Raw genomic sequence first — 23,859 nt, forward strand, 5'->3', positions numbered from 1 at the left:
GGTCACGCCGCTCTCAGTGAGCGGAGGAGGTTGACTCCGTGGGTTGTGCGGACTGCTCCGACGGCGCGGACTCGGCGCCGTCGGTGGACGTACAGGGACCGATGCGGATCTCGAAGTCGCCGTCGTACTTCTCGTCGCCGGCCATGACGGCCGTTTCGATGGCCTCCTTGCCCTTGAGCCCGCGGATGATGAGCGGGTCCTGGCGCAGATCGCGGGTGAGCGCGATACACAGGCCGACCATCACCAAGGTGAAGGGGGCCGCCGCGAGAATGGTGAGGTTCTGGAGGCCGGTGAGCGCGTCGCCCTTGCCGCCGCCGATGAGCAGCATGATCGCGGCGACCGCTCCGGTCAGCACGCCCCAGAAGATGACGACACCCCGGGTCGGTTCCAGGGATCCGCGCTGCGAGAGCGTGCCCATCACGATGGAGGCGGCGTCGGCGCCGGAGACGAAGAAGATGCCGACGAGGATCATCACCACCACGCTCGTCACCGTGGCGATCGGGTACTGCTGGAGCACGTCGAAGAGCTGCCCCTGGGCGGTCGAGGCGTCGCTGAGCTTCTTCTCGTCCTGGAGGTGCATCGCCGAGCCGCCGAAGATGGCGAACCACAGCAGGCTGACGGTGCTGGGCACCAGGATGACGCCGCCCACGAACTGCCGGATGGTCCGGCCACGGCTGATGCGCGCGATGAACATGCCGACGAAGGGCGTCCAGGAGATCCACCAGGCCCAGTAGAAGACCGTCCAGCCGGCCAGCCAGTCGGCGACGCCCTCACCGCTCGACGCCTCGGTACGCCCGGCCATCTGGGTCAGGTCGCCGAGGAAGGCGCCGATGGAGGTGGGCAGCAGGTCGAGGATGAAGATGGTCGGTCCGACGAGGAACACGAAGACCGCCAGGGTCACCGCCAGCACCATGTTGATGTTGGACAGCCACTGGATGCCCTTCTCGATCCCGGACACCGCCGAGGCGACGAACGCCACGGTCAGCACCGCGATCACGACGACCAGCAGGCCGGTACCGACGGATCCCAGCCAGCCCAGTCCGGTGAAGCCGCTGCCGATCTGGAGGGCGCCGAGCCCCAGGGAGGCCGCGGAGCCGAAGAGGGTGGCGAAGATGGCGAGGATGTCGATGACCCGGCCGCCCCAGCCGTTGGCCCGGCGCTCACCGATCAGCGGGGTGAACACGGCGCTGATCAGCTGCCGGCGGCCGCGCCGGAAGGTGCTGTAGGCGATGGCCAGGCCCACGACCGCGTACATCGCCCACGGGTGGAGCGTCCAGTGGAAGAGGGTGGTGGCCATGGCGGTCTCCATGGCCTCGTTGGCATCCGCGGGGTCGGTGCCCGGCGGTGGCGTGACGAAGTGCGACAGCGGTTCGCTCACGCCGTAGAACATCAGGCCGATGCCCATGCCCGCGCTGAACATCATGGCTATCCACGAGACCGTGCGGAACTCGGGCTGCTCACCCTCCTTGCCGAGGGTGATCCGGCCGTAACGGCTCATCGCCAGCCACAGGGCGAAGACCACGAAGCCCGAGGCGGCGAGGACGAAGGCCCAGCCGCCGTTGCGGATGGTCCCGTCAAGGAGCTTCCCGGACACGCTCTCCAGCGTGTCGGTCGCGGTGGCTCCCCACACGACGAAGGCGAGGGTGAGGGCTGCGGCGACACCGAAGACGACCAGGTCGGTCCGGGGGCCGGCGGATGTCGGGGGGCTGCCCGGCAGATCCGCGTCGACGGGATGGCTTCGACTCCCGTCCCTTTCGCGGGTGTTGTTCATCAGCTCGTCCTTTCCACAGACGGCAGTGGAGTCTTTGTCGCGGACGACGACAGAGGAACTCGTCGGTGATTCCGCCTGACCGACCAAGACGCCGGTGCGGATGGGAGATCGACGAGAGAAGGGGAGGCGGAGCGGCCGCCTACGTGCGTCGTTGCGAATAATGCATCGTCATTCACTATGGGCAACAACCATCTGGGCCCTGGGTAGGGCTGTCAAGGGGTCGGACGTGCGGAGTTGCCCTACCGCAACCGACCGGTCACCGCGAACGGCAGCACGACGGGACTCACGGCGGAAGAACCGTCAGCGGCCCGCGTGCGAGGACGTCCGGGGACCGCGGCGGTACGCACCCGACGCCACCGTCAGCAACCGCCGCGCCTTCAGCCGGGTCTCGGCCCACTCGCGCTCGGGGGCGGAACCCCAGGTGATCCCTGCCCCGGTCCCGAAGCACAGTGACGGACCGCCGGGAGCGGTGCGGTCGATCCAGAACGTGCGGATACCGACGGCGAGTTGAGCCGCGCCGCGGTCGGCGTCGACCCAGCCGACACCACCGCAGTACGGGCCGCGGGGCGCGGTCTCCAACGCCGCGATGATGCGCAGCGCGCTGGTCTTGGGGGCGCCCGTGACGGACCCGGGCGGGAAGGTCCCGGCGAGCAGCTCCGGCCATCCGGCGTGTTCGGCCAGTTCGCCGCGCACGGTGGACACCAGGTGCACCAGGCCGGGGTGTGCCTCGACGGCGCACAGCTCGGGGACGGTCACGGAGCCGGTGGCGCAGACGCGTCCCAGGTCGTTGCGGACCAGGTCGACGATCATGACGTTCTCGGCGTGGTCCTTGTCGAGGAGGTCCGCTGCGGTGCGGCCGGTGCCCTTGATGGGGCCGGACTCCACCATGCGGCCGGCACGGCGCAGGTAGAGCTCGGGCGAGGCCGTGGCGATCTCCACACCGTGCGCGGGGAGGCGCACCGTGCCGGCGTACGGCGCCGGGTTGCCCCGGGCCAGCAAGGCGGTGAGGGCGTCGACGTCCGCGTGCTCCGGGTCGGGCAGCGGCGCGGACAGGACCCGGCACAGGTTCGCCTGGTACACCTCGCCGGCCGCGATGTGCTCCCGGATGCGCCGGACCCCGGCGGTGTAGGCGGCCCGGTCCAGGGAGGACGTCCAGGCGTCCGGGTCCGGTCCGCGCCACGCCCCGGGCCGGGCGGCGGGCACGGGCACGGGCACACGGCGTACGTCCCCGAAGCGCGCGCACACCAGGCGCCCCTCGAAGTCGGCGACCACGGCCCAGAAACCGGTGGAGTCCAGGGCCGCGGGATCGCTGGTCACGTCCCGGAGATCGGTGGCGAGGAGATCGCCGAAGCGGGCAAGCGGGGCGAGGTCGTACGGGGTTCCACTCACGCGGGCGCCGGTTCCAGCCGGACGACGACGGACTTCGACGTGGGGGTGTTGCTGATGGCCGCCGTGGAGTCCAGGGGTACGAGGACGTTGGTCTCGGGGAAGTAGGCGGCGCAGCAGCCTCGGGGCGTCGGGTAGGACACGGTCCGGAAGGAGGGCGCCCTGCGCTCCACGCCGTCGCCGTACTCGCTGACGATGTCGACCATGTCCCCGTCGGCCAGCCCTCGTTCGGCGAGGTCGTCGGGGTGCAGGAAGAGGACGCGGCGGCCCTGGTGGATGCCGCGGTAACGGTCGTCGAGGCCGTAGACGGTGGTGTTGTACTGATCGTGGGAGCGCAGCGTCTGGAGCAGCAGCCGGCCCGGCGGGACCTTGGGGCTCTCCAGCGGGTTGGCGGTGAAGTTGGCCAGGCCGGTGGCGGTGGTGAACCGGCGCTCGTCGCGGGGCGGGTGGGGCAGGGCGAAGCCGCCCGGCCGGCGTACCCGGGTGTTGAAGTCCTCGAAGCCGGGGATGACGCGTTCGACGCGGTCACGGATGCGGTCGTAGTCCGACTCGAACTCCTCCCACGGCACCTGCGGTTCGGCTTCGCCGAGGGTGGCCCGTGCCGTCCGGCAGATGATCGCGACCTCGCTGAGCAGGTGCTCGGACGCGGGCGTGAGCCGCCCTCGCGACAGGTGCACCATCCCCATGGAGTCCTCGACCGTGACCAGCTGGGGCCCGCCCGGCCGCAGGTCGACCTCGGTGCGGCCCAGGCACGGCAGGATGAGGGCCTGCTCCCCGGCGATGACATGCGAGCGGTTGAGCTTGGTGGAGATCTGCACGGTGAGCCGGCACCTGCGCAGCGCCTGCTCGGTCAGGTCGGTGTCGGGGGCCGCGGCGACGAAGTTGCCGCCCAGCGCGACGAAGACCCGTACGTCGCCGTCGCGCATGGCACGGATGCTGTCGACGGCGTCGTGGCCGTGGTGGCGCGGGGGTGTGAAGGCGAACTCGGCGCCGAGCCGGTCCAGGAAGGCGGCGTCCGGCTTCTCGTAGATGCCCATCGTGCGGTCGCCCTGCACGTTGGAGTGGCCGCGCACCGGGCAGAGGCCGGCTCCGGGGCGGCCGATGTTGCCGCGCAGCAGAAGGAAGTTGACGACGTCGCGGATGGTGGGCACGGAGTGCCTGTGCTGGGTGAGTCCCATCGCCCAGCAGACGACGATCTTCTCGGCGGCCAGCACCTGGCGGAACGCCTCCCGGATCTCCTCCTCGGGCAGTCCGGTGGCCTCAAGGATCTCGTCCCACGACGCCTTGCGGGCGTGCTCGGCGAACTCCTCGAAGCCATGCGTGTACCGCTCGATGAAGGAGGTGTCCAGGGTGCCGGGTGCCTCGTCCTCCGCCTCCAGCAGCATGCGGTTGAACGCCTGGAAGAGTGCCTGGTCCCCGCCCAGCCTGATCTGGAGGAACTGGTCCGCCAGCCTGGTTCCGCCGCCGACGACGCCGGAGGGCTTCTGGGGGTTCTTGAACCGGAGCAGCCCCGCCTCGGGCAGCGGGTTCACCGCGATGACGCGGGCACCCTGCTGCTTGGCCCTCTCCAGCGCGGAGAGCATCCGGGGGTGGTTGGTGCCGGGGTTCTGGCCGACGACGAGGATGAGATCGGCCTCGTAGAGGTCCTCCAGGCTGACGCTGCCCTTGCCGATGCCGATGGTCTCCACCAGGGCCGAGCCGCTGGACTCGTGGCACATGTTGGAGCAGTCCGGCAGGTTGTTGGTGCCGAAGGCGCGGACGAAGAGCTGATAGAGGAACGCGGCCTCGTTGCTCGCTCGTCCGGAGGTGTAGAAGGCGGCCTGGTCCGGGGGGTCGAGCGCGTTGAGCTCGCGGGCGATCACGGCGAACGCGTCGTCCCAGGAGATCGGCCGGTAGCGGTCGGCGCCGGCCGGGCGGTACATGGGGTGGGTGAGGCGTCCCTGCTGCCCGAGCCAGTAGTCGCTGCGTGGAAGCAGGTCCTCCAGGGTGTGCTCGGCGAAGAAGTCCGGGGTCACCCGGCGTACGGTGGCCTCCTCGGCGACGGCCTTGGCGCCGTTCTCGCAGAACTCCGCTTTGTGCCGGTGGTCGGGCTCGGGCCAGGCGCAGCCCGGACAGTCGAAGCCCTCCTTCTGATTGACCCGGAGCAGAGTGAGCAGGCTGCGCCGGGCCCCCATCTGCTCGCCGGCGTGGCGCAGCGAGGAGGTGACCGCGGGGAGGCCGGCGGCGTACTCCTTCGGGGGGCCGACCCGCAGTCGGGCGTCGCCGGGGTCTTCAGCAGGTGGCTTGCGAGTCATCTGTAGCGCTACTCCGCGATGTAGAGGAACCAGAGCCATGCCATCGTCGGTTGCGCATTAGTAAACTGTACCGTGATACGCAACACGCTTAGGGAAGCCCGACCACCGACCCCCTGTCAAGACCCGCAGCGCCTCGCGTGTGCCTCGGCGAGAAGCAGGTAGCTCGCGGCGGTCCAGGTGTAGGCGCGGTCGCGCAGGCCCGTTCCGGTCAGGGCGTCGAAGTTCTCGGCGAAGCCGTGGGCCTCGCACAGGCCGCGGAAGCGGGCGATGATGTTGTCCGCCGGCCGGTGGTGTCCGGCGCGGCGCAGGCCGTCCTCGACAAGGACCGTGACGGGTGCCCAGATGGGGCCGCGCCAGTAGCCGTCGGAGAGGTAGTGCGGCGAGGTGGTCAGTTCGGTGGCCAGTCTGTACGGGGGTCAGGTGTGCCTCGATACGGGCGGCCGGCAGGCCGCTGATCTCGTCCGGCAACCGCTCGCCCAGCACGATGGGCATCAGGTCGAGGAGGCCGGCGCTGTGCCAGGTGTCGCCGCTGTCGACGCCCCGGGCGACGAACCGGTCACCGGTCCAGAGCTGGTCGAGCATCGCGGCCTGGGTCTCCTCGGCGGTCCGCGACCACCGGTCGGCGTCATCCGGTCTGCCCAACCGTGTTGCCAGATCGGCGAGTTCGTGTAGCTGGAGGACGAGGAAGGCGGCCAGGTCCGCGGTGACGACGACGCGTTCGGGATCGAAGGTGGTCGCGTTGTCCCAGCCGCTGTCGTTGCCGTGCTGGTAGTGGGGCAGCGCGGCGCCGGGGACGCGCCGTGCGGTGAGCCAGAAGTCCGTCCAGCGCTCCAGCCTGTCGTACGTCGCGGCCAGTTCCGCCCGGCCCGGCGGTGTGGTCAGGCGACGGCGCAGATGACCGAACGCCCAGCCGTGGACGGGCGGTTTGACGAAGTTGCGCAGGACCTCGCAGTGGGTGACCGAGTCGGGCAGCGCCCCGGTCTCGTCCTGGTGGTCGAAGGGCAGGTGGTACTGGTCCCAGGCCAGTTCGGGGCAACCGGGGGCCAGCGCCAGGGCGTTGAAGCAGTGGTCCCAGCTCCAGACCTTGTCCATCCAGTGCTTGGACATGAGGACGGCGGACCGGGTGACCAGCTAGGCAGGACGTAAGGTCGCGGACCACACGACGTACGCGGCGAGTTCGGCGGCCGGAATGGCGGACGGGCGCCGGGGGGCCACGGTGTCGACGAAGTCCGCGAAGGCGTGCCGCGCAGCCTCGACGATCTTGCCGAAGCCGGCCGCCGCCGCGTAGGGCGGGCGGTGTCAGTCTCCTCGACCGCGATCTCCCAGGAACCGTCCGCGTCGACGGCGACCCGGGCAACGACAACACGGCGGCGTTCACCGTCAACGGCGGCGGGACACGGCGAGTCGGCTTCCCGCACAGCTTCCACCCCCGGCGTACTGCTCCGCTCCCACCACGCACCGCTGATCGACCGGATCACGGTCGCGCCCTACCCGCGGGAGGCGCGATGAGGTGAACGCCGCAGGCGGCAGGCGGAGATCGGCTCACCGATGGAGGCGGCGACCAACGCGCTGGTGCTGGCCTTCGGGCGGTTGCAGGGAGCAGCGAACAGGCTGGAGTACATCCTGGGCCGGGCCCTGGAGCGGGAGGGGCATCAGCCATCTCATGTTCGAGGTGCTGCTGATCCTCGGGCGGACCGGTGAACCGGGGGTCGATGCGGGCCATCGCCCAGGAGCAGGCGCTGACCACGGACGGCGTGACACGCCTGGTGGAGCGCATGGAGGCGGCCGGACTGGTCGGGCGCACCGAGGATCCCGGCGACCGCGCGGCCGGCTGGTGCGCCTGACCCCGTCGGGTGAGGAGACCACCGTGCGCGCGTCCCGGCTGCGCGTGGAGAACACCGCCGCTACTTCCTGGCGCCTCTGCCGCCCGAGGACCGCGAGCGGTTCGTCCAGAACCTGCGCATCCTCAGCCACTCGGCCCGGGACGAACTGCCCCGCCTGCCCTGAGGCGTTCCGGCGGGAATCACGGCACCCGGCCCGCTGTTGTCGGGAACGGCAGCCCCGGCACGAACCCCAAGGAGGCCCAGCGTGTACGGCGACCCGGCGACAGTCCGCAAGATCCTCACCGAGCTCGGTGACACCTGGGCCGTCGTGGGCCTGTCGACGAACGAGCGGCGTGCGGCATACGGGGTCGCCGACGTCCTCCAGCGCTTCGGAAAGCGCATCGTGCCCGTGCACCCGAAGGCGGAGACGGTCCACGGGGAGCAGGGATATCCCTCACTGGAAGCGATCCCCTTCGAAGTCGATGTCGTCGACGTGTTCGTCAACAGCGACCTCGCCGGGGCCGTCGCCGACGAAGCCGCGGCCATCGGCGCCAAGGCCGTCTGGTTCCAGCTCGGCGTCATCGACGAGGCCGCCTACGACCGCACCCGCACCGCCGGCCTCGACATGGTCATGGACCGCTGCCCCGCGATCGAGATCCCGCGCCTGGGCTAGCCGGAGGGCGATATGCCGCCGCCGCACCGCGCCACCCCGGAGCCCTCCCTTCCCCACGTCAGCCGCCCCATAATGCTCGGGTGACTTCCCCCTCCCCCCACACCAACTCCGGTGCCCCGCAACGCTTCCCGGTCGTCATCGTCGGCGCCGGACCGGCCGGCCTCACCCTCGGCAACATCCTGCGGGCGGCGTCCGTCGACTGTCTGGTCCTGGAGATCGAGACACGACCGTTCATCGAGCAGCGGCCGCGGGCCGGGGTCCTCGAGGAGTGGGCCGTACGCGGACTCCAGCAGCGGGGCCTCGCGGACACCCTGCTGGAGCGGGCGCAGCGGCACACCGAGTGCGAGTTCCGGTTCGCCGGGGAGCGCTACCGGTTCGAGTACGCGGAGCTCACCGGGGTTCATCACTGGGTCTACCCCCAGCAGTTGCTGGTGACGGACCTGGTGCGCGAGTACGCGGACGTGCGTGGCGGCGCCATACGCTTCGGCGTGCGGGACGTGGAGCTGCACGACCTCGACACCGACCGCCCCTCGGTGTCGTACACCTGCCCGCAGACGGGTCGACGGGAGGTCGTGCACTGTGACTTCGTGGCGGGTTGCGACGGGGCGCGCGGGGTGACGCGCGCCGCGCTGCCGGCCGACCGGGCCCACATCTCCCGCAGTGACTACGGCATCGGCTGGCTGGCGCTGCTCGCCGAGGCGCCGCCGTCCTCCGACTGTGTCCTGTTCGGCATGCATCCGAACGGGTTCGCCGGGCACATGCCGCGCAGCGCCGAGGTGACCCGCTACTACCTCGAGTGCCCGCCCGGCGACGACCCGGAGAACTGGTCGCACGACAGGGTCTGGACGGAGCTGCAGCAGCGGCTCGGGGCGAACGGCGCGCCGCCGCTGACGGAGGGCCGGCTGATCGAGAAGCGCGTCCTCGACATGCACAACTACGTGGTCGAGCCCATGGTGTTCGGCCGCCTCTTCCTGGCCGGCGACGCCGCCCATCTGACCGCCCCCATCGCCGCCAAGGGCATGAACCTCGCCCTGCACGACGCCTTACTGCTCGGCGACGGCCTCGTCGCCCACCTCACGAAGGGCGACGGCACCGGCCTGGACGGCTACTCCGAGGCATGTCTCGGCCGGGTGTGGGACTACCAGGAGTTCTCCCACTGGCTCTCCGAGGTCTACCACGGCACGTCGTCGGGCGATCCCTACCGCGCGGGCACCACCCTGGCCCGTCTCCGCCGCATCTTCGGCTCCTCGACGGCGGCCAGGGCGTTCGCGGAGCAGTACCTGGGCAAGAACGCCGACTACTGACCGACCACGTCTGCCGTCAGTCGTGCAGCGGCCGGTCGCTGAGTCGATGGTCCGCCACGTTCATCGCCTCGTCGACGAGGCGGCGCAGATGGCCGTCGCGGAGGGAGTAGACCACCCGGCGGCCCTCCTTGCGGGTGGTCACCAGGCCCGCGAGGCGCAGTCGGGCCAGATGCTGGCTGACCGCGGGCCGGGCCGCGCCGCACGCCTCCGTGAGCGTCGTGACGTCGGCCTCTCCCGCCGTGAGGGCATGCAGCAGCGTGAGCCGGGTGCGGTCGCCGAGCAGGGCGAGGAGTTCGGCGGCGAGCGCGAACTGTTCCTCGCCCGGGGTGCGCGGGTGCGCATCGTGCGCAGATGAAAGGTGCATGCGTGCGCTCATACGCACATAATGGCGTCGTGGGCGGCAGACGTCCACTCCCGCGCACCGGAAGGGGACCACCGTGAGCGACCGGCACGAGCACCAGCACGGGCACGGGCACCGTCACGCCCACGACCATCCCAACCCCGACCCCCACCCCCATCCGCACCCGCACTCCCCCACCGGCCTCCGCCACCGCATCGCCCACCTCCTCAAACCCCACTCCCACGAGACCGCGGACAAGCTCGACTCCGCCCTGGGGTCCTCGGCCCGCGGCATGCGCGCGCTGTGGGTCTCGCTGGCCGTGCTCGGCGTGACGGCGCTGGCTCAGGCGGTCGTGGTGGTCGCCTCCGGTTCGGTGGCGCTGCTCGGCGACACGGTGCACAACACCGCGGACGCGCTGACCGCCGTACCGCTCGGGATCGCCTTCGTACTGGGCCGGCGCGCGGCGACGCGTCGCTTCACCTACGGCTACGGGCGGGCCGAGGACCTCGCGGGCATCGCCATCGTGCTGACGATCGCCGCGTCCGCGGCCTTCGCGGCGTGGACGGCCGTCGACCGCCTCCTCGATCCGCGCCCCATGGCACAGATACCGGCCGTCGCCGTGGCCGCGCTCGTCGGGTTCGCGGGCAACGAGTGGGTGGCCCGCTACCGGATCCGGGTCGGCCGCGCGATCGGCTCGGCCGCGCTCGTCGCGGACGGACTGCATGCCCGCACCGACGGATTCACCTCACTGGCCGTCCTGTTGAGCGCGGGTGGCGCGGCGCTGGGGTGGCAACTCGCGGACCCGATCGTGGGGTTGGCGATCACGGCCGCGATCGTGCTGGTGCTGCGGGACGCGGCGCGCGAGGTGTTCCGGCGGGTGATGGACGCCGTGGACCCGGCGCTGGTGGACCGGGCCGAGCAGGCGCTGCGGGAGGTCGCGGGCGTGCGCGAGGTGGGCGAGCTGCGGTTGCGCTGGATCGGGCACCGGCTGCGCGCCGAGGTGGCGGTCGTCGTGGACGGGGAGGCAACGGTACGGCAGGCGCACGCCATCGCCGTCGACGCCGAACACGCCCTGCTGCACGCCGTGCCCCGGCTCACCGCGGCCCTGGTGCACGCCGACCCGGCACCGGTGCCGGGCGAGGCGGATCCGCATCTCGCCCTCGCGCACCACACCGCGGCCTGAGCTCAGGCGACGCCGAGCCCCTCCAGTACGACCGCCCCCGGCAGCTGGGCGAACGCCTTGCCCGGCACCAGCAGCTTGCCGCGCCGACGCCCGCTGCCGACCAGGACGTACGGCAGGTCGACGACGGCCGAGTCCACCAGCACCGGCCAGCCCTCGGGCAGTCCGATCGGGGTGATGCCGCCGTACTCCATGCCGGTCTCGCCGGTCGCCGTGTCCATCGAGGCGAACGACGCCTTGCGGGCGCCGAGTTGACGGCGTACGACGCCGTTCACGTCGACCCGGGTGGTGGACAGCACCACGCACGCGGCCAGCGTCGTCTCGCCGCCGCGCTTGCCCGCGACGACCACGCAGTTCGCGGACTGCTCCAGCAGTTCCTGCCCGTAGTGCTCCACGAACACGGCGGTGTCGGCCCACTGCGGGTCGGTCTCGACGTAGACGATCTGGTCGGCGGGGACGCTGCCGCTCCAGTGGCGTACGGCGTCGGCGACCGGGCGGGTGAGGTCGTCGAGGCAGTCGGGGGCGGGGGTGGCGTTGTCGAAGCGTCCGATGGGTGCGTCCATGAGCGCACGCTAACAGCACCGGATCGGCCGTCGGCCGGGTGTCTCAGCGGACGGGCGGCACCGACACCGCGAGCACCCACTCCGTCGGTACGTCGCCCTGATTGCCGTACGTGTGGGGGGCGTTGGCCTCGAAGGTGGCGCTCGCGCCGGCCGGGACGCGGTGCTCCGTGTCCTCGACGGTGAGGGTCAGCTCGCCCGCCGTGACGTGGACGATCTCGAAGGTGCCGACGGGGTGCGGGTCCGAGCTGCTACTCTCGCCCGGCATCAGCCGCCACTCCCACATCTCCAGCGGGCCCGGCGCCTCGGTGCCCGCGAGGAGCCTGCTGTAGCTGCCCGCGTCGGTGTGCCACAGCCGTACCACCTGGTCGGCCGAGACGACGCGCACCTTCGGGCCCTGCTCATAGTCCAGCAGGGTGGTGATGCTGATTCCGAGCGCGTCGCCGATCTTGATCACCGTGCCGAGGCTCGGGTTGGTGCGCGCCTGCTCGATCTGGATGAGCATGCCGCGGCTGACGCCGGCCCTGGCCGCGAGCACGTCCAGGGTGAAGCCGCGCACCGCCCGCCAGTGCTTGACGTTGCGCGCCAGGGACTGGGTCAGCAGGTCGAGGTCCGCCACATTCCGTCCATCAGTTCCGGAGTCAAATATTCTGGATGACAGGGTTCAGTTCACTGCACTACGGTGGGATGCACCCCATCGTGCACCGAACTGTACTGCGAGGCACCCGTGACAGCACTCTTCGCCCTGGCCACCAGCCTGCTGTGGGGGCTGGCCGACTTCGGCGGCGGACTGCTGACCCGACGCACCCCGGCGCTCACGGTGGTGGTCGTCTCGCAGGCGATCGCCGCGGTCGTGCTCGGCGTGATCGTGGTGGCCACCGGCGGCTGGAGCGAGGCCGGTGACCAGCTGTGGTTCGCGGTCGCCGCCGGCGTGGTGGGCCCGGTCGCCCTGCTCTGCTTCTACAAGGCGCTCGCACTGGGCCCGATGGGCGTGGTCTCCCCGCTCGGCACCGTGGGAGTGGCGGTCCCGGTCGGTGTGGGCCTCTTCGTCGGTGAGCGGCCCGGCCTGATGCAGGGCGCGGGCATCGCGGTCGCCGTGCTGGGTGTCGTCCTCGCGGGCGGACCGCAGCTGCGGGGCGCGCCGGTGCAGCGGCAGGCCATCCTGCTCACGCTGGTCGCGGCCTTCGGCTTCGGCACGGTGTTCGCGCTGATCGCGGAGGCCTCGACCACCATCACCGGCCTGTTCCTGGCGCTCTTCGTCCAGCGCGTGGTCAACGTCGCGGCGGGCGGCCTCGCGCTCTACGTCTCCGTGCGGCGGGGCGGCACCGCCCTCCCGGACGGCGGTTTCCCCTGGCGCTCGCTGCCGGCGCTCGCCTTCGTCGGCCTCGCCGATGTCGCGGCGAACGGCACCTATGTGGTCGCCGCCCACCACGGCCCGGTCACCGTGGCCGCCGTACTCGCCTCGCTCTACCCGGTGGTGACCGCCCTGGCCGCACGCGGCATCCTCAGGGAGCGGTTGCAGGCGGTGCAGGCCGCGGGTGCGGGGCTCGCACTGGTGGGCACACTGCTGCTGGCGACCGGCTGACTCAGGACTCCGCGTCCACCTGGGCCAGTCGAGCAGCCTCTTCCTCGTCCAACGCGGCCAGTTTCGCCGCCGTCTCCTCGTCCAGCTCGGCCAGCGCCTGCAGCTGCTCGGGGGTGACGCCGTCGGGGATCGGAACCGGCGCCGGCGTCCGCAGCGGCGGCTGCCAGCCGTCGTCGGGCGTCCAGCGCCGTACGACACGGGCGGGCGCCCCTGCCACGACGGCATGATCGGGCACGACGCCCCGGACCACGGCACCGGCCGCGACCACCACGTTCCGCCCGATCCGCGCGCCGGGCAGGATCACGGCCCCGGTGCCGATCCAGCACCCCGGGCCGATCTCGACCGGCTCCATGCGCGGCCACTGCCTGCCGATGGGCTCGTGGGGATCGTCGTACGAGTGGTTCGTGGACGTGACGTAGACGTACGGCCCGAAGTAGCAGTCGCTGCCGATGGTGACCGTCGTGTCGGCGATGACATGGCTGCCGCGGCCCAGCACGACACCGTCCCCGATGCGCAGGATCGGCTCCGGGCCGAGGTCGAGGTCGGGCATCAGACCGGCGGTCAGCGTCACCTGCTCGCCGACGATGCAGTGGGAGCCGAGGTGGATCCAGGGTTCGCCGAAGACCGTGCCGAGCGGGAAGGCGAGGCGGGTGGCTTCGCCGATCGAACCGAAGTGGAATCGGCCGGGGTTCTCGGCGGTCACCGAACCCGTGCGCTGCGCCCAGGCCCAGCCCGCGTGGACGGCGCGCTGCGTGAGGCTGCGCCGCCAGGACGAGAACGTGTTCTTGCGCTTGAGCACCCGCTTACCGTACTGAGCGTTCGGCTCCCTCATGCGGTCGAGGGCCTGTGATCTTCGCCCCACCGGGTGTCGTACGGTTCGTCTACGACGTCGGCGGCAAGGAGAGGGCGATGACGCACAAGGCGCTGGTCATGGGTATCGGGGGCAGGGAACCGAAGATCGACGAGGCTGCGTTTGTGGCGCCGACGTCGTCGGTGATCGGGGACGTGACGCTCCAGGCGGGGGCCAGCGTCTGGTACGGCGCGGTGGTGCGGGGTGACGTGGAGCGGATCTCCGTCGGGGCTCAGTCCAATATCCAGGACAACTGCACGCTGCATGCCGACCCCGGGTTCCCGGTGACTATCGGGGAGAGGGTGTCGGTCGGTCATAACGCCGTCGTGCATGGGGCGACTGTCGGGGACGACTGCCTCATCGGGATGGGGGCGACTGTGTTGAACGGTGCGGTGATCGGGGCGGGGTCCTTGGTCGCTGCGCAGGCGTTGGTGCCGCAGGGGATGCAGGTGCCGCCTGGGTCGCTTGTGGCGGGGGTGCCGGCGAAGGTCAGGCGGGAGCTGACTGAGGAAGAGCGTCAGGGTGTGACGCTCAACGGAACGATGTACGCCGCGCTGGCCCAGGCCCACCGGGAAGAGCACGGGGGCTAGAGGTCGTACGTGCCCCTGAAGGGGCGCCTCAGTCCCCGGCGCCTACGGGTTCCGGCTCCGGCTGTGCCGTCTGGGCCTTCTTCGCCTTGCGCTTGATGATCAGCATCGATGTCAGGCCGATCAGGACCGCTGCCACCAGGCCCAGCCACGAGAAGCGCTTCAGCCAGGACTCGGCGACCACTCCGACGTAGTAGATGACCGCGGTCGTGCCGCCCGCCCAGAGGATGCCGCCGAAGACGTTGGCGATCAGGAACTTCCAGTACGGCATCCGCAGGACGCCCGCGAGGGGGCCGGCGAAGATGCGCAGGAGGGCGACGAAGCGGCCGAAGAAGACGGCCCACATGCCCCACTTCTGGAAGGAGCGCTCGGCGGTGGCGATGTGGCCCTCGCTGAAGTGCTTGGGGAATTTCGTGCCCAGCCAGGCAAGCAGCGGGCGGCCGCCCTTGCGGCCGATGGCGTAGCCGATGGAGTCGCCGATGATCGCGCCCGCGCTCGCGCAGGCGCCGAGCACGAAGGGGTTGATCTCACCGTGCTGTGAGGCGAGCAGCGCCGAGGAGACCAGGATGATCTCGCCGGGCAGCGGGATGCCCAGGCTCTCCAGACCGATGACCACGCCGACCAGCAGATAGATGGCGAGCGGGGGCACCGTTTCGAGCCATTCCTGGACGTGCAACGCCGCTTCCTCCCATGTACTGGACCCTGTGTTCCCGGCGCACGCTCAGCTGTGAGCGTGCGCCGGGGCAGCCTACCCGTTCTGTGTGACGGTCTCGGAGTCCCAGAGGTTGCACTGGTGCTCACGGTGGACTGTGGTGCTCGGCACGTTCCCGCCCGCGGACGTGGTGCGCAGCGTCAGCACCGCCCCGGGCCGGGTCGGCATCGCGGGCTGGCCGGCGGCCCGCGGCACCCCGTCGCGGACGAAGGAGCCCCAGTACTGGATCATCTGCCGCGCCAGCGTCCGCTGCTCGGCGTTCAGCGGTGACTGGAGGCCGAAGTGCTTGAAGAGGTACTGCACCTCGTTGACGTGGGTCGCGCCGAAGTCGAAGTCCGTGCCGAGGTCGCGCAGGGAGGCGAAGGGCGGGGAGGTGCGGTCGGCGAACTCGTACGCGTAGACCTTGCCGCGTCCGGCGAGCGTGCCGTCGAGGCGGAGCGCCGGGCAGGCGAAGAGCTGGTCGCCCTGGGCGGTGGCGTACGCGATGGTCGGGGAGGGGTACGACGACAGGGGGTAGCGCGCGAGCGCCTCGTCGCCGTAGTCCGTGCGCATGACGGTCGGGTACTGGTCGGCGGTGAGCGGGGTGCCGTTCAGGTCGAACCGGGCGAAGGCGAACAACCGCCCTTCGTCCTGGTTGGCCCCGTTCATGACCGGCACGCCGGCTGCGGCCCCCTGCGCGAACGCGTCCTCCGGCTGGCTCGGCAGGAAGGCGCCGCCGGCCACCGGCCCCCAGTCGAAGCCGCTCTGGGCGGCGAGGATCTCGGCGGCCGGCTTGGCGCGCAGACAGGCCAGGTCGGCACAGCCGAGCTTCTGCGCGAAGGCGGCGCCCTGCGCCACGGCCGTCTCGTGCGCACGCGCACCGCAGTCGCCGTACGCCCCGCTCTGGATGATCCCCGCCCGGAACAACCCCTTCGCCTTCGGCGAGGCCAGCTGGGTGCAGACCGAGCGGCCGCCCGCCGACTCGCCCGCGATGGTCACGCGGCCCGGATCGCCGCCGAAGCGGCCGATGTTGGCGCGCACCCAGTGCAGGGCGGCCTGCTGGTCGAGCATGCCGAAGTTGCCGGAGACCCCGTCGCGCGCCTCGCCGTCGAGGCCCGCCGTGGCGAGGAAGCCCATCGCCCCGAGGCGGTAGTTGACGGTCACGACGACGGTGCCGGTCTGCCGTGCGAACGCGTCCGGGACGACGTCCTGACCGGCCCCGGCGGTGAGGCCTCCGCCGTGGAACCAGACCAGTACGGCCCGGCGAGCGGCGCCTTCGGGGACGTACACATTGAGGTCGAGACAGTCCTCGGTGTGGCTGGGCTGCTCATAGCCGGGGTCCCAACTCGCGCCCTGCACACACTTGTTGCCGAAGTCCCCTGCCGTACGTACGCCTTGCCAGGGCCGAACCGGCCGCGGCTGCTTCCAACGAAGTTCTCCGACGGGCGGCTCGGCGTAGGGGATGCCGAGGAACTGCCGTCCCTCGGCGGTGGTTTCGCCTCTCACCCAGCCCGATTCGGTACGGACGACAGGGGGGTCGGCGGCCTGCGCGGGTACGGGAGTGATGAGCGCGGCCGCGAGGGCCATCAGCGCAACGGACATACGACGTATCACCGGTCCACCTCCAGCTGCTGCATGCGGCGGGAAAGCTATGGGCGTCAGTGACTCGTGTCAATGAAGTGAACGAGAAACGGCTGAATGGCGCCAAGAGTCGAAGGAGGGGCCACCCGGGCGGAGTGACCCCTGAGCTCCTTGACTAGGGGAGGGCGGAATCGACCACCGTCCTAGCGGCGCCGACGACGGCGGACCCAGTGGCCGGCGCCACGGCCGGAAGGGTCACGACGGCGTCGACCGGGGTGGCGGACTCGGCCTGGCCACCGGAGTGAGAGCCGGAATCGGAGCCGGAATCGTCCTGGACGTAGCGCGTCTCGTAATGCGGCTCCGGATCCTCCTGGGGGGAGTCGGCCTCGGGCGGCTCGGGGGCGTCGGCGTCCGGGGACAAGGGCTCGGGCTCGGACTCGGACTCTACGGGCGTGCCACCTTCCCCCTTCTCGTCCCGCTTCTCCTCCTTCTCCCCGGGCTCGGCCTTGCGTACGTCCGCGAGGCCGCCGTCGAGCAGCCAGCGCTGCGCCTCGGAACCGTCCCGTTCGGTGACGACCACGCTCTCGCCCTTGCCGCCCGCGACCGCCAGCCCCTCGGACCGGCGCAGCAGAAGCTCCCCGTGGACGGTGAGGTCGTAGCTCACCTCGCCGGCGGGGGCGAGGCAGTTGGCCAGGACGACCGTGCCCGCGCCGGGGTCGGAGTCGAGGCAGAGGGTGGGGACGGCGGCGCTGCGCAGCAGACCGTTGTCCTGGTACGACCACTGCTGCGACGCGGCGGACGAGCACTCCGCCAGCTCGGCTCGGGAACCGCTGCGGACCTCGCCGTCGCGGAGGTCCAGGCACAGGCCGCGGTCCAGGTTGCGGAGCCTGCCCTGGGCGATCGCGACGGGTTCCTCGGCCAAGGCGGCCGACGGTGATCCACCGGACGAGGACGAGGGCGGGGACACCGTGCCGGGGTGGACGGACTGGCCGCTGGGCGCGCCCCAGGTGGCCCCCGGGGCGGGGGCGCCGTTCTCCTCGGACCAGCCCTTGACGGTGAGCACGGTCACGAGCAGGACGAGGGAGGTCACACCGACGCCCACCGCTACGGCCTTCGCGCGTCCACGCGGCGAGGCGAGCGGCGCCGGGCGGTGCCGTCCTCCGCGGCGCGGGCGGGCGTCCGGCGCCGATCCGGAGCCGCCTCGCCCGGGCCGGGAGTCGAGATAGCGCCGGGCGCCCCAGCCGAGCACGGTTTCGGCGAGGAGCACTTCGAGGCCGCCCTCGAAATGGCTGAGCTGCTCCGCGGTGTGACGGCAGTAGCGGCACTCCATCAGATGCTGCTGGACATCGGGCAACAGGGCGCCGCCCCGGCGAATGGGGACGTCGAGGAGACGGTTGTAGTAGCGGCATTCCCGGGTGGGCGCGTGTTCGCGGTGAGCACGGACGCAACCCCGCCGGAATTGCTCACGCACTCCCTCCAGCGCCGCCGACGCGGTGCCCGCATCCACCCCCAGCAGACCAGCGGGTATGGTTATCGGTTCCGCCTCGACCTCGATGTGCCAGAGGAGGCATTGCGAGGCCCCCGACAGAGCCTGGAATGCACGCTCGGCGATTTGCCGCCTTTCGGGCGTCACGGACCGTGCGGCGCGCAGCCCGCGCCCTCCGGTCGGTTTGCCGAGTTCCGGCAAGAGGGCGGAAATACCTTCGTCGGCGGCCCACTCCTTCACCAGTTCCCGTACGGCGGCGAGGAGTTGGGGACGCAGCGCGCCGGCGTCCGGTCCGCCGAGCACACGATGGAAGGCGGCGGCGGCCACCATGGAGGCCGAACTCGCCGTGGACGCCAGGCAGATGGACGCGTAGTCGTGCGTGGCGCGCCAGTGCCTGGCCATCAGCAGGGCGACGGCATGGGGATCCGTGCCGGTCTGCCCCAGGCCCGCGAGGAGATCGCGGTCGGACTCTCCGGGGCTCACCCCGGGTCGTGGGGGGTACGGCGGTCGTGGGGGGTGAGGGGATTGCACTGAACCATTTCCTTCCCAGCCGCAGGACGGCATGCGAAATGCACGTCCGTCGGAAAAGCAGGTGCCTGATTGGTGCATACCTAGGCCGCGTCACCTGTGGACCGGCTATTCGGTCGCTCACTTTCGCACAAGCAACGGACAGGAAACAAGAAGTTCGAGTGACCAACGTTCAAAAGGAAGGGAATTCAGAAAAGTTACCGGCGGTATCCGCACCGACTTTCGACGTCGCCGGCAAACCTCGCGCCAAGTTGTGTGCAGCCGAAGACCGTTGGTCCACGGAATCTTCAACTCCACTTGTTGCACAGCAAGCTCCGAGGTTTCTCTCGGCGTGCTCTCATCCCCGTGTACCAGCATGAGCGGCATGATCGTCCCCCACACGACACCCACCCCGGATGCGGACGCTACGGCCCGTACCCCCCGCGCGGTCCGCAAGGCGGTCGTCCCGGCCGCCGGCCTCGGCACACGGTTCCTGCCCGCGACGAAGGCGACGCCCAAGGAGATGCTGCCGGTCGTCGACAAGCCGGCCATCCAGTACGTCGTCGAGGAGGCCGCCGCGGCCGGGCTCGACGACGTGCTGATGATCACCGGTCGGCACAAGCGGGCCATCGAGGACCACTTCGACAACGCCTTCGAGCTGGAGCAGGCGCTCGCCGCCAAGGGTGACACCGTACGGCTGGACGCGGTGCGCGATCCGGCCCGGCTCGCCGACATCCACCACATCCGCCAGGGCGACCCGCTCGGCCTCGGCCACGCGGTGCTGTGCGCGCGTCACCACGTCGGCGACCAGCCGTTCGCCGTCCTCCTCGGCGACGACCTCATCGACCCGCGCGAGACCCTGCTCAGCCGGATGCTGGACGTCCGCGACCGCTACGAGGGCAGCGTGGTCGCCCTCATGGAGGTCCCGCCGGAGCAGATCCACCTCTACGGCTGCGCGGCCGTCGAACCGTCCGGCGAGGACGGCGTGGTCCGCGTGACCGGCCTGGTGGAGAAGCCGTCGCGCGAGCACGCGCCGAGCCGCTACGCGGTCATCGGCCGCTACGTCCTCGACCCGGCCGTCTTCGGCGTCCTGGAGCGCACCCCGCCCGGCCGTGGCGGCGAGATCCAGCTCACCGACGCCCTCCAGGAGCTGGCGACGGGCGGCACGGTCCACGGAGTCGTGTTCGCCGGGCTGCGCTACGACACCGGCGACAAGGCGGACTACCTGCGCACGGTGGTACGGCTGGCGTGCGGCCGGGCGGACCTGGGGCCGGAGTTCATGGCCTGGCTGAAGGAGTTCACGGCAGGGCTGGAGGAGGGCGGCGGGCAGGACCGGAACGGGCTCGCTGCTTGAGCGTTCGCGGCACGAAGGGGCACAGGGGCCCCACACGGGGCCCCTTCTTACTGCCGTACTACAGCCCTCTGCCGTACAGCCGTCCGCCGTTCGGCCGGCTCAGCCGTTCGGCCGCAGGGTCCAGACGACGGTCATCTCCCCGGTCACAGCCCCGTCACCGCGCTGGATCTCGATCGCCACGGGGAACTCGGGCCGCTCCCCCGCGTCCAGCTCCGCGACGACCTCGGCGGCCGGGCGGCCCAGCGTCGCGGTGGCGGTGACGGCGCCCATGGCGAGCTTCTTGTAGGAGATCTCGGCCCGCACCGCGAGCGGCACGGCGCGCGAGAGCTGGTCACCGAACGCGGCCAGCACGATCGCGCCACTGGCGGACTCGCCGAGCGTGAACATCGCGCCGGCGTGCGGCCCGCCCACGTGGTTGTGGTACTCGCCCTGGTCCGGCAGAGCCACCACGGCCTTCTCCGGCGTGGTCTCCAGGAATTCGAGGTTCAGGGTCCGGGCCATCGGCACGGTGGCGGCGAGCATCTCGCCGATCGACATCTGGTCTGCGCTCATGGCGGTCATGTTACCCACGAGTAGGGTCCGGGAACAGACCTGTGTGACGAGCGTCGTATCACTACCGATCGAAGCCGGACCACCCGCGAGCCGAGTGGCGCGTCCGGCCCGTGACGTGCCTGTTCATGACCGTGCTGTGTGTACCGGGCCTACGGAACCTACGGCGTCGTAGCAAGCACATGGCCACCGGCAACCCAGCTCGGCTCAGCCGATGCTGAAAGCCCCGTCGGGGGGCTCGGGTGACGGTACGGCGTCCTCGTCCCGCACCGGCCGCGCGCCGCCGATGAACTGCCGCAGGGCGGGCCCGTGTTCGACGCGGGCCGGGAAGGCGTCGGAGGCGGTGAGCCGGGCCAGGGCGGCCGTGTCGAGAGGCCGGTGCGCGGCGACGAGCACCGCGTTTCCGAAGCGGCGGCCCCGCAGCACACCCGGCTCGGCGATCAGGACCAGCTCCTCGAACTGCGTGGCGTAGGTGGCGAGTTGGGAGCGCAGGAAGGCGAAGGGCGCGGCATCGGCGAGGTTGGCCAGATAGACGCCGCTCGCCCGCAGCACCCGCTGGGCCTGACGGACGTACGACACCGACGTCAGATGGGCCGGCACCCGTGACCCACCGAAGACGTCGGCGACGAGCACGTCGGCGGAGTCGTCCGGGGCCGCCTCCAGCCAGGCACGGGCGTCTCCGGCGTGCAGCCGGATGCCGGCCCCGTCGGGAATCGGCAGATGCTCGGCGACCAGCTCCATCAGCCCACGGTCGGCCTCGACGACGTCCTGCCGCGAGCCGGGCCGGGTCACGGCCAGATAGCGGGGCAGGGTGAGCGCCCCACCCCCGAGGTGCAGCACGTCCAGTGCCCGCCCCGCCTCGGCGACGGTGTCGAGCACATGCCCGAGCCGCTGGGCGTACTCGAACTCCAGATACGAGGGCTCGTCGAGATCGACGTACGACTGCGGAGCCCCGTCGACGGTCAGCAGCCACGCCCGCTCCCGATCGACGTCGGGCATCAGCTTGGCGATGCCGTGGTCGACAGGCCGGGTCACGGGTATGGGCTCGTTCACCTTCTCATTGTGCCCGGGGTAGCGCCTGGGGGACTGCGCGACCAGCCACGACGGCCCCGCAGTCCCCCCGACGAACCGCACCACCCTCACACGACGGCGGTCACGGTCCCCGCCCCGACAGTCCGCCCGCCCTCACGGATGGCGAACCCGAGCCCCGGCTCCAGAGGCACCTCGCGCCCCAGCTCGACTGTCATCGTGACCGTCTCCCCGGGCCGCGCCACAGCCACCTCACCGAGGTCGATGTCACCCACCACATCCGCCGTGCGGATGTAGAACTGCGGCCGATACCCGGTGGCGACCGGCGTCGTACGACCGCCCTCACGCGCGGACAGCACATACACCTGCGCGGTGAAGTGGCGACTCGGCTCCACACTGCCCGGCGCCGCGACGACATGCCCGCGCCGGACTGCGTCCCGGGGAACGCCGCGCAGCAGCAACGCCACGTTGTCCCCGGCCTGCGCGTCGTCCATCGGCTTGCCGAAGGTCTCCAGGCCGGTGACCACGCTCTCCAGCCCGGCGCCGAGCACTTCGACCCGGTCACCCACCCGCACGGTGCCCCGCTCGACGGCCCCGGTCACCACCGTCCCCCGGCCGGTGATGGTGAGCACGTTCTCGACGGGCAGCAGGAACGGCGCGTCCACATATCGCTCCGGCATCGGGACGTAGGTGTCCACCGCGTCGAGCAGTGCCTCGATCGACGCCGTCCACTTCGGGTCCCCCTCCAGGGCCTTCAGCCCCGAGACCCGTACGACGGGCGCGGCGTCGCCGCCGTAACCGTGCTCGCTGAGCAGGTCGCGGACCTCCAGCTCGACGAGGTCGGTGAGCTCCTCGTCACCCGCGTCGGCCTTGTTGAGGGCGACGACGATGTGGTCGACGCCCACCTGCCGGGCGAGCAGCACGTGTTCGGCGGTCTGCGGCATGATCCCGTCGAGCGCGGAGACGACGAGGATCGCCCCGTCGAGCTGCGCGGCCCCGGTGACCATGTTCTTGACGTAGTCGGCGTGGCCCGGCATGTCGACGTGCGCGTAGTGGCGGGTGTCGGTCTCGTACTCGACGTGCGCGATGTTGATGGTGATGCCGCGCGCGGCCTCCTCCGGCGCCCGGTCGATGCGGTCGAAGGGGACGTACGCGGAAGATCCGCGCTCGGCGAGGACCTTGGTGATGGCGGCGGTCAAGGTGGTCTTGCCGTGGTCGACATGGCCCATCGTGCCGATGTTCAGATGCGGTTTGGTGCGCACGTATGCCGTCTTGGACATGGCTGTACCTCGAAGTCTCTTCGTAGGAGAGGGGGACCCCAAGGACTTGCCGACCCTCCCCCTGCGGGGTCCGCCGGACTATCCGGAGAGGGTCAGCTTCGGGCGCCGTCGACTGCGGCCAGGAAGACCGGAACGGCAGCCTTCGGAGCATCCGCGACTGCGGATGCTGCGAGGACGAAGGCGTGCCGGAACATGAGGTCGATCATCGTCGACGCCATGCCCGGCGTCGAATGGTTTTTCGCGGATGGGGAGTTCGGGCCGGGTTCGGGGCCTACGCCCCGATGTTCTTCAGCGCCTCGCGCACCGACAGCGGTGCGAACCGCCCCCGCTCCCGCGCCAGAAAGGCCCGTACGGCCTCCGGGTCGGTCTTGGCGTACTCGCGCAGGCACCAGCCGATCGCCTTGCGGATGAAGAAGTCGGGGTGCCCGGACTGGCGCAGGCAGTAGGCGAAGAGACGTGGGGTGTCGGTGCGTTCCTTGTAGCGCAGCTGGTGGAGCAGGACGGTGCGCGCCACCCACAGGTCGTCGTCGACGATCCAGGCGTCCATGTCCGCCGTGAGCAACGGATCGGCCGCGACGAGCCCGCCGACGACGTGCGCGGCGAGCGCGTCGACGGTGTCCCACCAGGAGACGGTGGTGACGAGGTGCCGGGCCACCGGCAGGAAGCCGGAGGAGCAGCGCCCCACGTGGCGGCGCAGATAGTCGACGGCGAAGTAGTGGTACTCGCGCTCGGGCAGCTGCCAGCAGCGCAGCGCCACGGCGGTGCAGTCGGTCTCGTCGGGGCGCGGTGTGCCCTCGAGGACGGTGCGGGACAGGGCGCGGCGCTCGGGTGTGGGGATGCCGAGGAACGGGGCCACGTCCTTCATGTACGCCCGGGCGGTGGCGGCCCGCTTCGGATCCGCCGCGGCGGCGTACGCGGCGGTGAGCCGCTCCAGGACCGTGTCGGCGAGAACGCTGCGGGGAACTTCCAACGTTCCCGCACCTGTGACGCGCATGAGACGAACCATACGGCGATCACACATCTTTGTCG

21 protein-coding genes and 2 pseudogenes are annotated in these 23,859 nt (G+C 71.1%); 7 read left to right on the plus strand and 16 right to left on the minus strand.

Translation table 11 applies throughout. The annotated features are described in order from the left end of the window. Positions 1-13 precede the first annotated feature (13 nt). The 4 genes and pseudogenes from PBV52_RS06860 to PBV52_RS06875 form a co-directional block, all read right to left on the minus strand. Entirely contained in the window at positions 14-1,771 is a 1,758-nt protein-coding gene (locus PBV52_RS06860; protein ID WP_274237392.1) for a BCCT family transporter, read from the minus strand. 300 nt (positions 1,772-2,071) lie between these two features. Further along, positions 2,072-3,160, minus strand: coding sequence for a chorismate-binding protein (locus PBV52_RS06865; protein WP_274237393.1), 1,089 nt, complete (start codon positions 3,158-3,160; stop codon positions 2,072-2,074). After that, positions 3,157-5,451, minus strand: coding sequence for an FdhF/YdeP family oxidoreductase (locus PBV52_RS06870; RefSeq protein ID WP_274237394.1), 2,295 nt, complete (start codon positions 5,449-5,451; stop codon positions 3,157-3,159). The genes PBV52_RS06865 and PBV52_RS06870 overlap by 4 nt, the downstream gene beginning before the upstream one ends. A gap of 116 nt (positions 5,452-5,567) precedes the next feature. Beyond that, positions 5,568-6,800, minus strand: a pseudogene (locus PBV52_RS06875) (amylo-alpha-1,6-glucosidase); the annotation flags it as partial. A gap of 199 nt (positions 6,801-6,999) precedes the next feature. Between PBV52_RS06875 and PBV52_RS06880 the strand changes: the two are divergent. The 3 genes and pseudogenes from PBV52_RS06880 to PBV52_RS06890 all read left to right on the plus strand — a co-directional run bounded on the left by PBV52_RS06880 (position 7,000) and on the right by PBV52_RS06890 (position 9,251). After that, a pseudogene (locus tag PBV52_RS06880) lies at positions 7,000-7,458 on the plus strand (MarR family winged helix-turn-helix transcriptional regulator). Positions 7,459-7,539: 81 nt separating this feature from the next. After that, positions 7,540-7,947: a CoA-binding protein gene (locus PBV52_RS06885; RefSeq protein ID WP_274237396.1), complete on the plus strand. Its 408-nt coding sequence runs from the start codon at positions 7,540-7,542 to the stop codon at positions 7,945-7,947. 80 nt (positions 7,948-8,027) lie between these two features. Next, positions 8,028-9,251: a 4-hydroxybenzoate 3-monooxygenase gene (locus tag PBV52_RS06890; RefSeq protein WP_274237398.1), complete on the plus strand. Its 1,224-nt coding sequence runs from the start codon at positions 8,028-8,030 to the stop codon at positions 9,249-9,251. Between the two features lie 16 nt (positions 9,252-9,267). Here the strand turns inward: PBV52_RS06890 and PBV52_RS06895 are convergent, their stop codons facing one another. Then, positions 9,268-9,627: a metalloregulator ArsR/SmtB family transcription factor gene (locus PBV52_RS06895; protein WP_274237399.1), complete on the minus strand. Its 360-nt coding sequence runs from the start codon at positions 9,625-9,627 to the stop codon at positions 9,268-9,270. 61 nt (positions 9,628-9,688) lie between these two features. Here PBV52_RS06895 and PBV52_RS06900 point away from each other — a divergent pair, with 61 nt between their 5' ends. Continuing rightward, positions 9,689-10,774 carry a cation diffusion facilitator family transporter gene (locus PBV52_RS06900; protein ID WP_274237400.1) on the plus strand — a complete coding sequence of 362 codons (1,086 nt, stop codon included), beginning with the start codon at positions 9,689-9,691 and terminating at the stop codon, positions 10,772-10,774. A gap of 2 nt (positions 10,775-10,776) precedes the next feature. Here the strand turns inward: PBV52_RS06900 and PBV52_RS06905 are convergent, their stop codons facing one another. After that, on the minus strand, positions 10,777-11,334 hold the full coding sequence (locus tag PBV52_RS06905; protein ID WP_274237401.1) for a YbaK/EbsC family protein: 558 nt from the start codon (positions 11,332-11,334) through the stop codon (positions 10,777-10,779). A 43-nt stretch (positions 11,335-11,377) separates the two neighbouring features. Continuing rightward, positions 11,378-11,950 (minus strand): helix-turn-helix domain-containing protein, encoded by a 573-nt coding sequence (locus tag PBV52_RS06910; protein WP_274237402.1) that lies wholly within the window; start codon positions 11,948-11,950, stop codon positions 11,378-11,380. A gap of 108 nt (positions 11,951-12,058) precedes the next feature. Between PBV52_RS06910 and PBV52_RS06915 the strand changes: the two genes are divergently transcribed. Beyond that, complete coding sequence (locus PBV52_RS06915; protein WP_274237403.1) at positions 12,059-12,916, plus strand: DMT family transporter; 858 nt, start codon at positions 12,059-12,061, stop codon at positions 12,914-12,916. A 1-nt stretch (position 12,917) separates the two neighbouring features. On the opposite strand, the gene PBV52_RS06920 is transcribed toward PBV52_RS06915, so the two are convergent. Next, the gene (locus tag PBV52_RS06920; protein WP_274237404.1) at positions 12,918-13,715 is read right to left on the minus strand and encodes an acyltransferase; all 798 of its coding nucleotides are present in this window, start codon (positions 13,713-13,715) and stop codon (positions 12,918-12,920) included. A gap of 110 nt (positions 13,716-13,825) precedes the next feature. On the opposite strand from PBV52_RS06920, the gene PBV52_RS06925 reads away from it, so the two are divergent. Continuing rightward, entirely contained in the window at positions 13,826-14,356 is a 531-nt protein-coding gene (locus tag PBV52_RS06925; protein ID WP_274237405.1) for a gamma carbonic anhydrase family protein, read from the plus strand. Between the two features lie 28 nt (positions 14,357-14,384). Here the strand turns inward: PBV52_RS06925 and PBV52_RS06930 are convergent, their stop codons facing one another. The 3 genes from PBV52_RS06930 to PBV52_RS06940 all read right to left on the minus strand — a co-directional run bounded on the left by PBV52_RS06930 (position 14,385) and on the right by PBV52_RS06940 (position 18,675). Beyond that, positions 14,385-15,029: a DedA family protein gene (locus tag PBV52_RS06930; RefSeq protein WP_274237406.1), complete on the minus strand. Its 645-nt coding sequence runs from the start codon at positions 15,027-15,029 to the stop codon at positions 14,385-14,387. Positions 15,030-15,101: 72 nt separating this feature from the next. Beyond that, positions 15,102-16,646 (minus strand): carboxylesterase/lipase family protein, encoded by a 1,545-nt coding sequence (locus PBV52_RS06935; protein ID WP_274237407.1) that lies wholly within the window; start codon positions 16,644-16,646, stop codon positions 15,102-15,104. Positions 16,647-16,800: 154 nt separating this feature from the next. After that, positions 16,801-18,675 carry a ricin-type beta-trefoil lectin domain protein gene (locus PBV52_RS06940; protein ID WP_373921837.1) on the minus strand — a complete coding sequence of 625 codons (1,875 nt, stop codon included), beginning with the start codon at positions 18,673-18,675 and terminating at the stop codon, positions 16,801-16,803. Positions 18,676-19,003: 328 nt separating this feature from the next. Between PBV52_RS06940 and galU the strand changes: the two genes are divergently transcribed. Further along, complete coding sequence (gene galU / locus PBV52_RS06945; RefSeq protein ID WP_274237408.1) at positions 19,004-19,972, plus strand: UTP--glucose-1-phosphate uridylyltransferase GalU; 969 nt, start codon at positions 19,004-19,006, stop codon at positions 19,970-19,972. 99 nt (positions 19,973-20,071) lie between these two features. On the opposite strand, the gene PBV52_RS06950 is transcribed toward galU, so the two are convergent. From PBV52_RS06950 to PBV52_RS06970, 5 genes are all read right to left on the minus strand, one after another. Further along, positions 20,072-20,509 (minus strand): DUF4442 domain-containing protein, encoded by a 438-nt coding sequence (locus PBV52_RS06950; RefSeq protein WP_274249304.1) that lies wholly within the window; start codon positions 20,507-20,509, stop codon positions 20,072-20,074. Between the two features lie 219 nt (positions 20,510-20,728). Further along, on the minus strand, positions 20,729-21,574 hold the full coding sequence (locus PBV52_RS06955) for a spermidine synthase (protein ID WP_274237409.1): 846 nt from the start codon (positions 21,572-21,574) through the stop codon (positions 20,729-20,731). A gap of 86 nt (positions 21,575-21,660) precedes the next feature. Then, the gene (tuf, locus tag PBV52_RS06960) at positions 21,661-22,830 is read right to left on the minus strand and encodes an elongation factor Tu (RefSeq protein ID WP_274237411.1); all 1,170 of its coding nucleotides are present in this window, start codon (positions 22,828-22,830) and stop codon (positions 21,661-21,663) included. A gap of 92 nt (positions 22,831-22,922) precedes the next feature. Further along, positions 22,923-23,048, minus strand: coding sequence for a hypothetical protein (locus PBV52_RS06965; RefSeq protein ID WP_274250019.1), 126 nt, complete (start codon positions 23,046-23,048; stop codon positions 22,923-22,925). Between the two features lie 53 nt (positions 23,049-23,101). Further along, on the minus strand, positions 23,102-23,824 hold the full coding sequence (locus PBV52_RS06970; protein WP_274237412.1) for a DNA alkylation repair protein: 723 nt from the start codon (positions 23,822-23,824) through the stop codon (positions 23,102-23,104). Positions 23,825-23,859: the final 35 nt, after the last annotated feature.

The organism is Streptomyces sp. T12 (assembly GCF_028736035.1).
GTDB lineage: Bacteria > Actinomycetota > Actinomycetes > Streptomycetales > Streptomycetaceae > Streptomyces.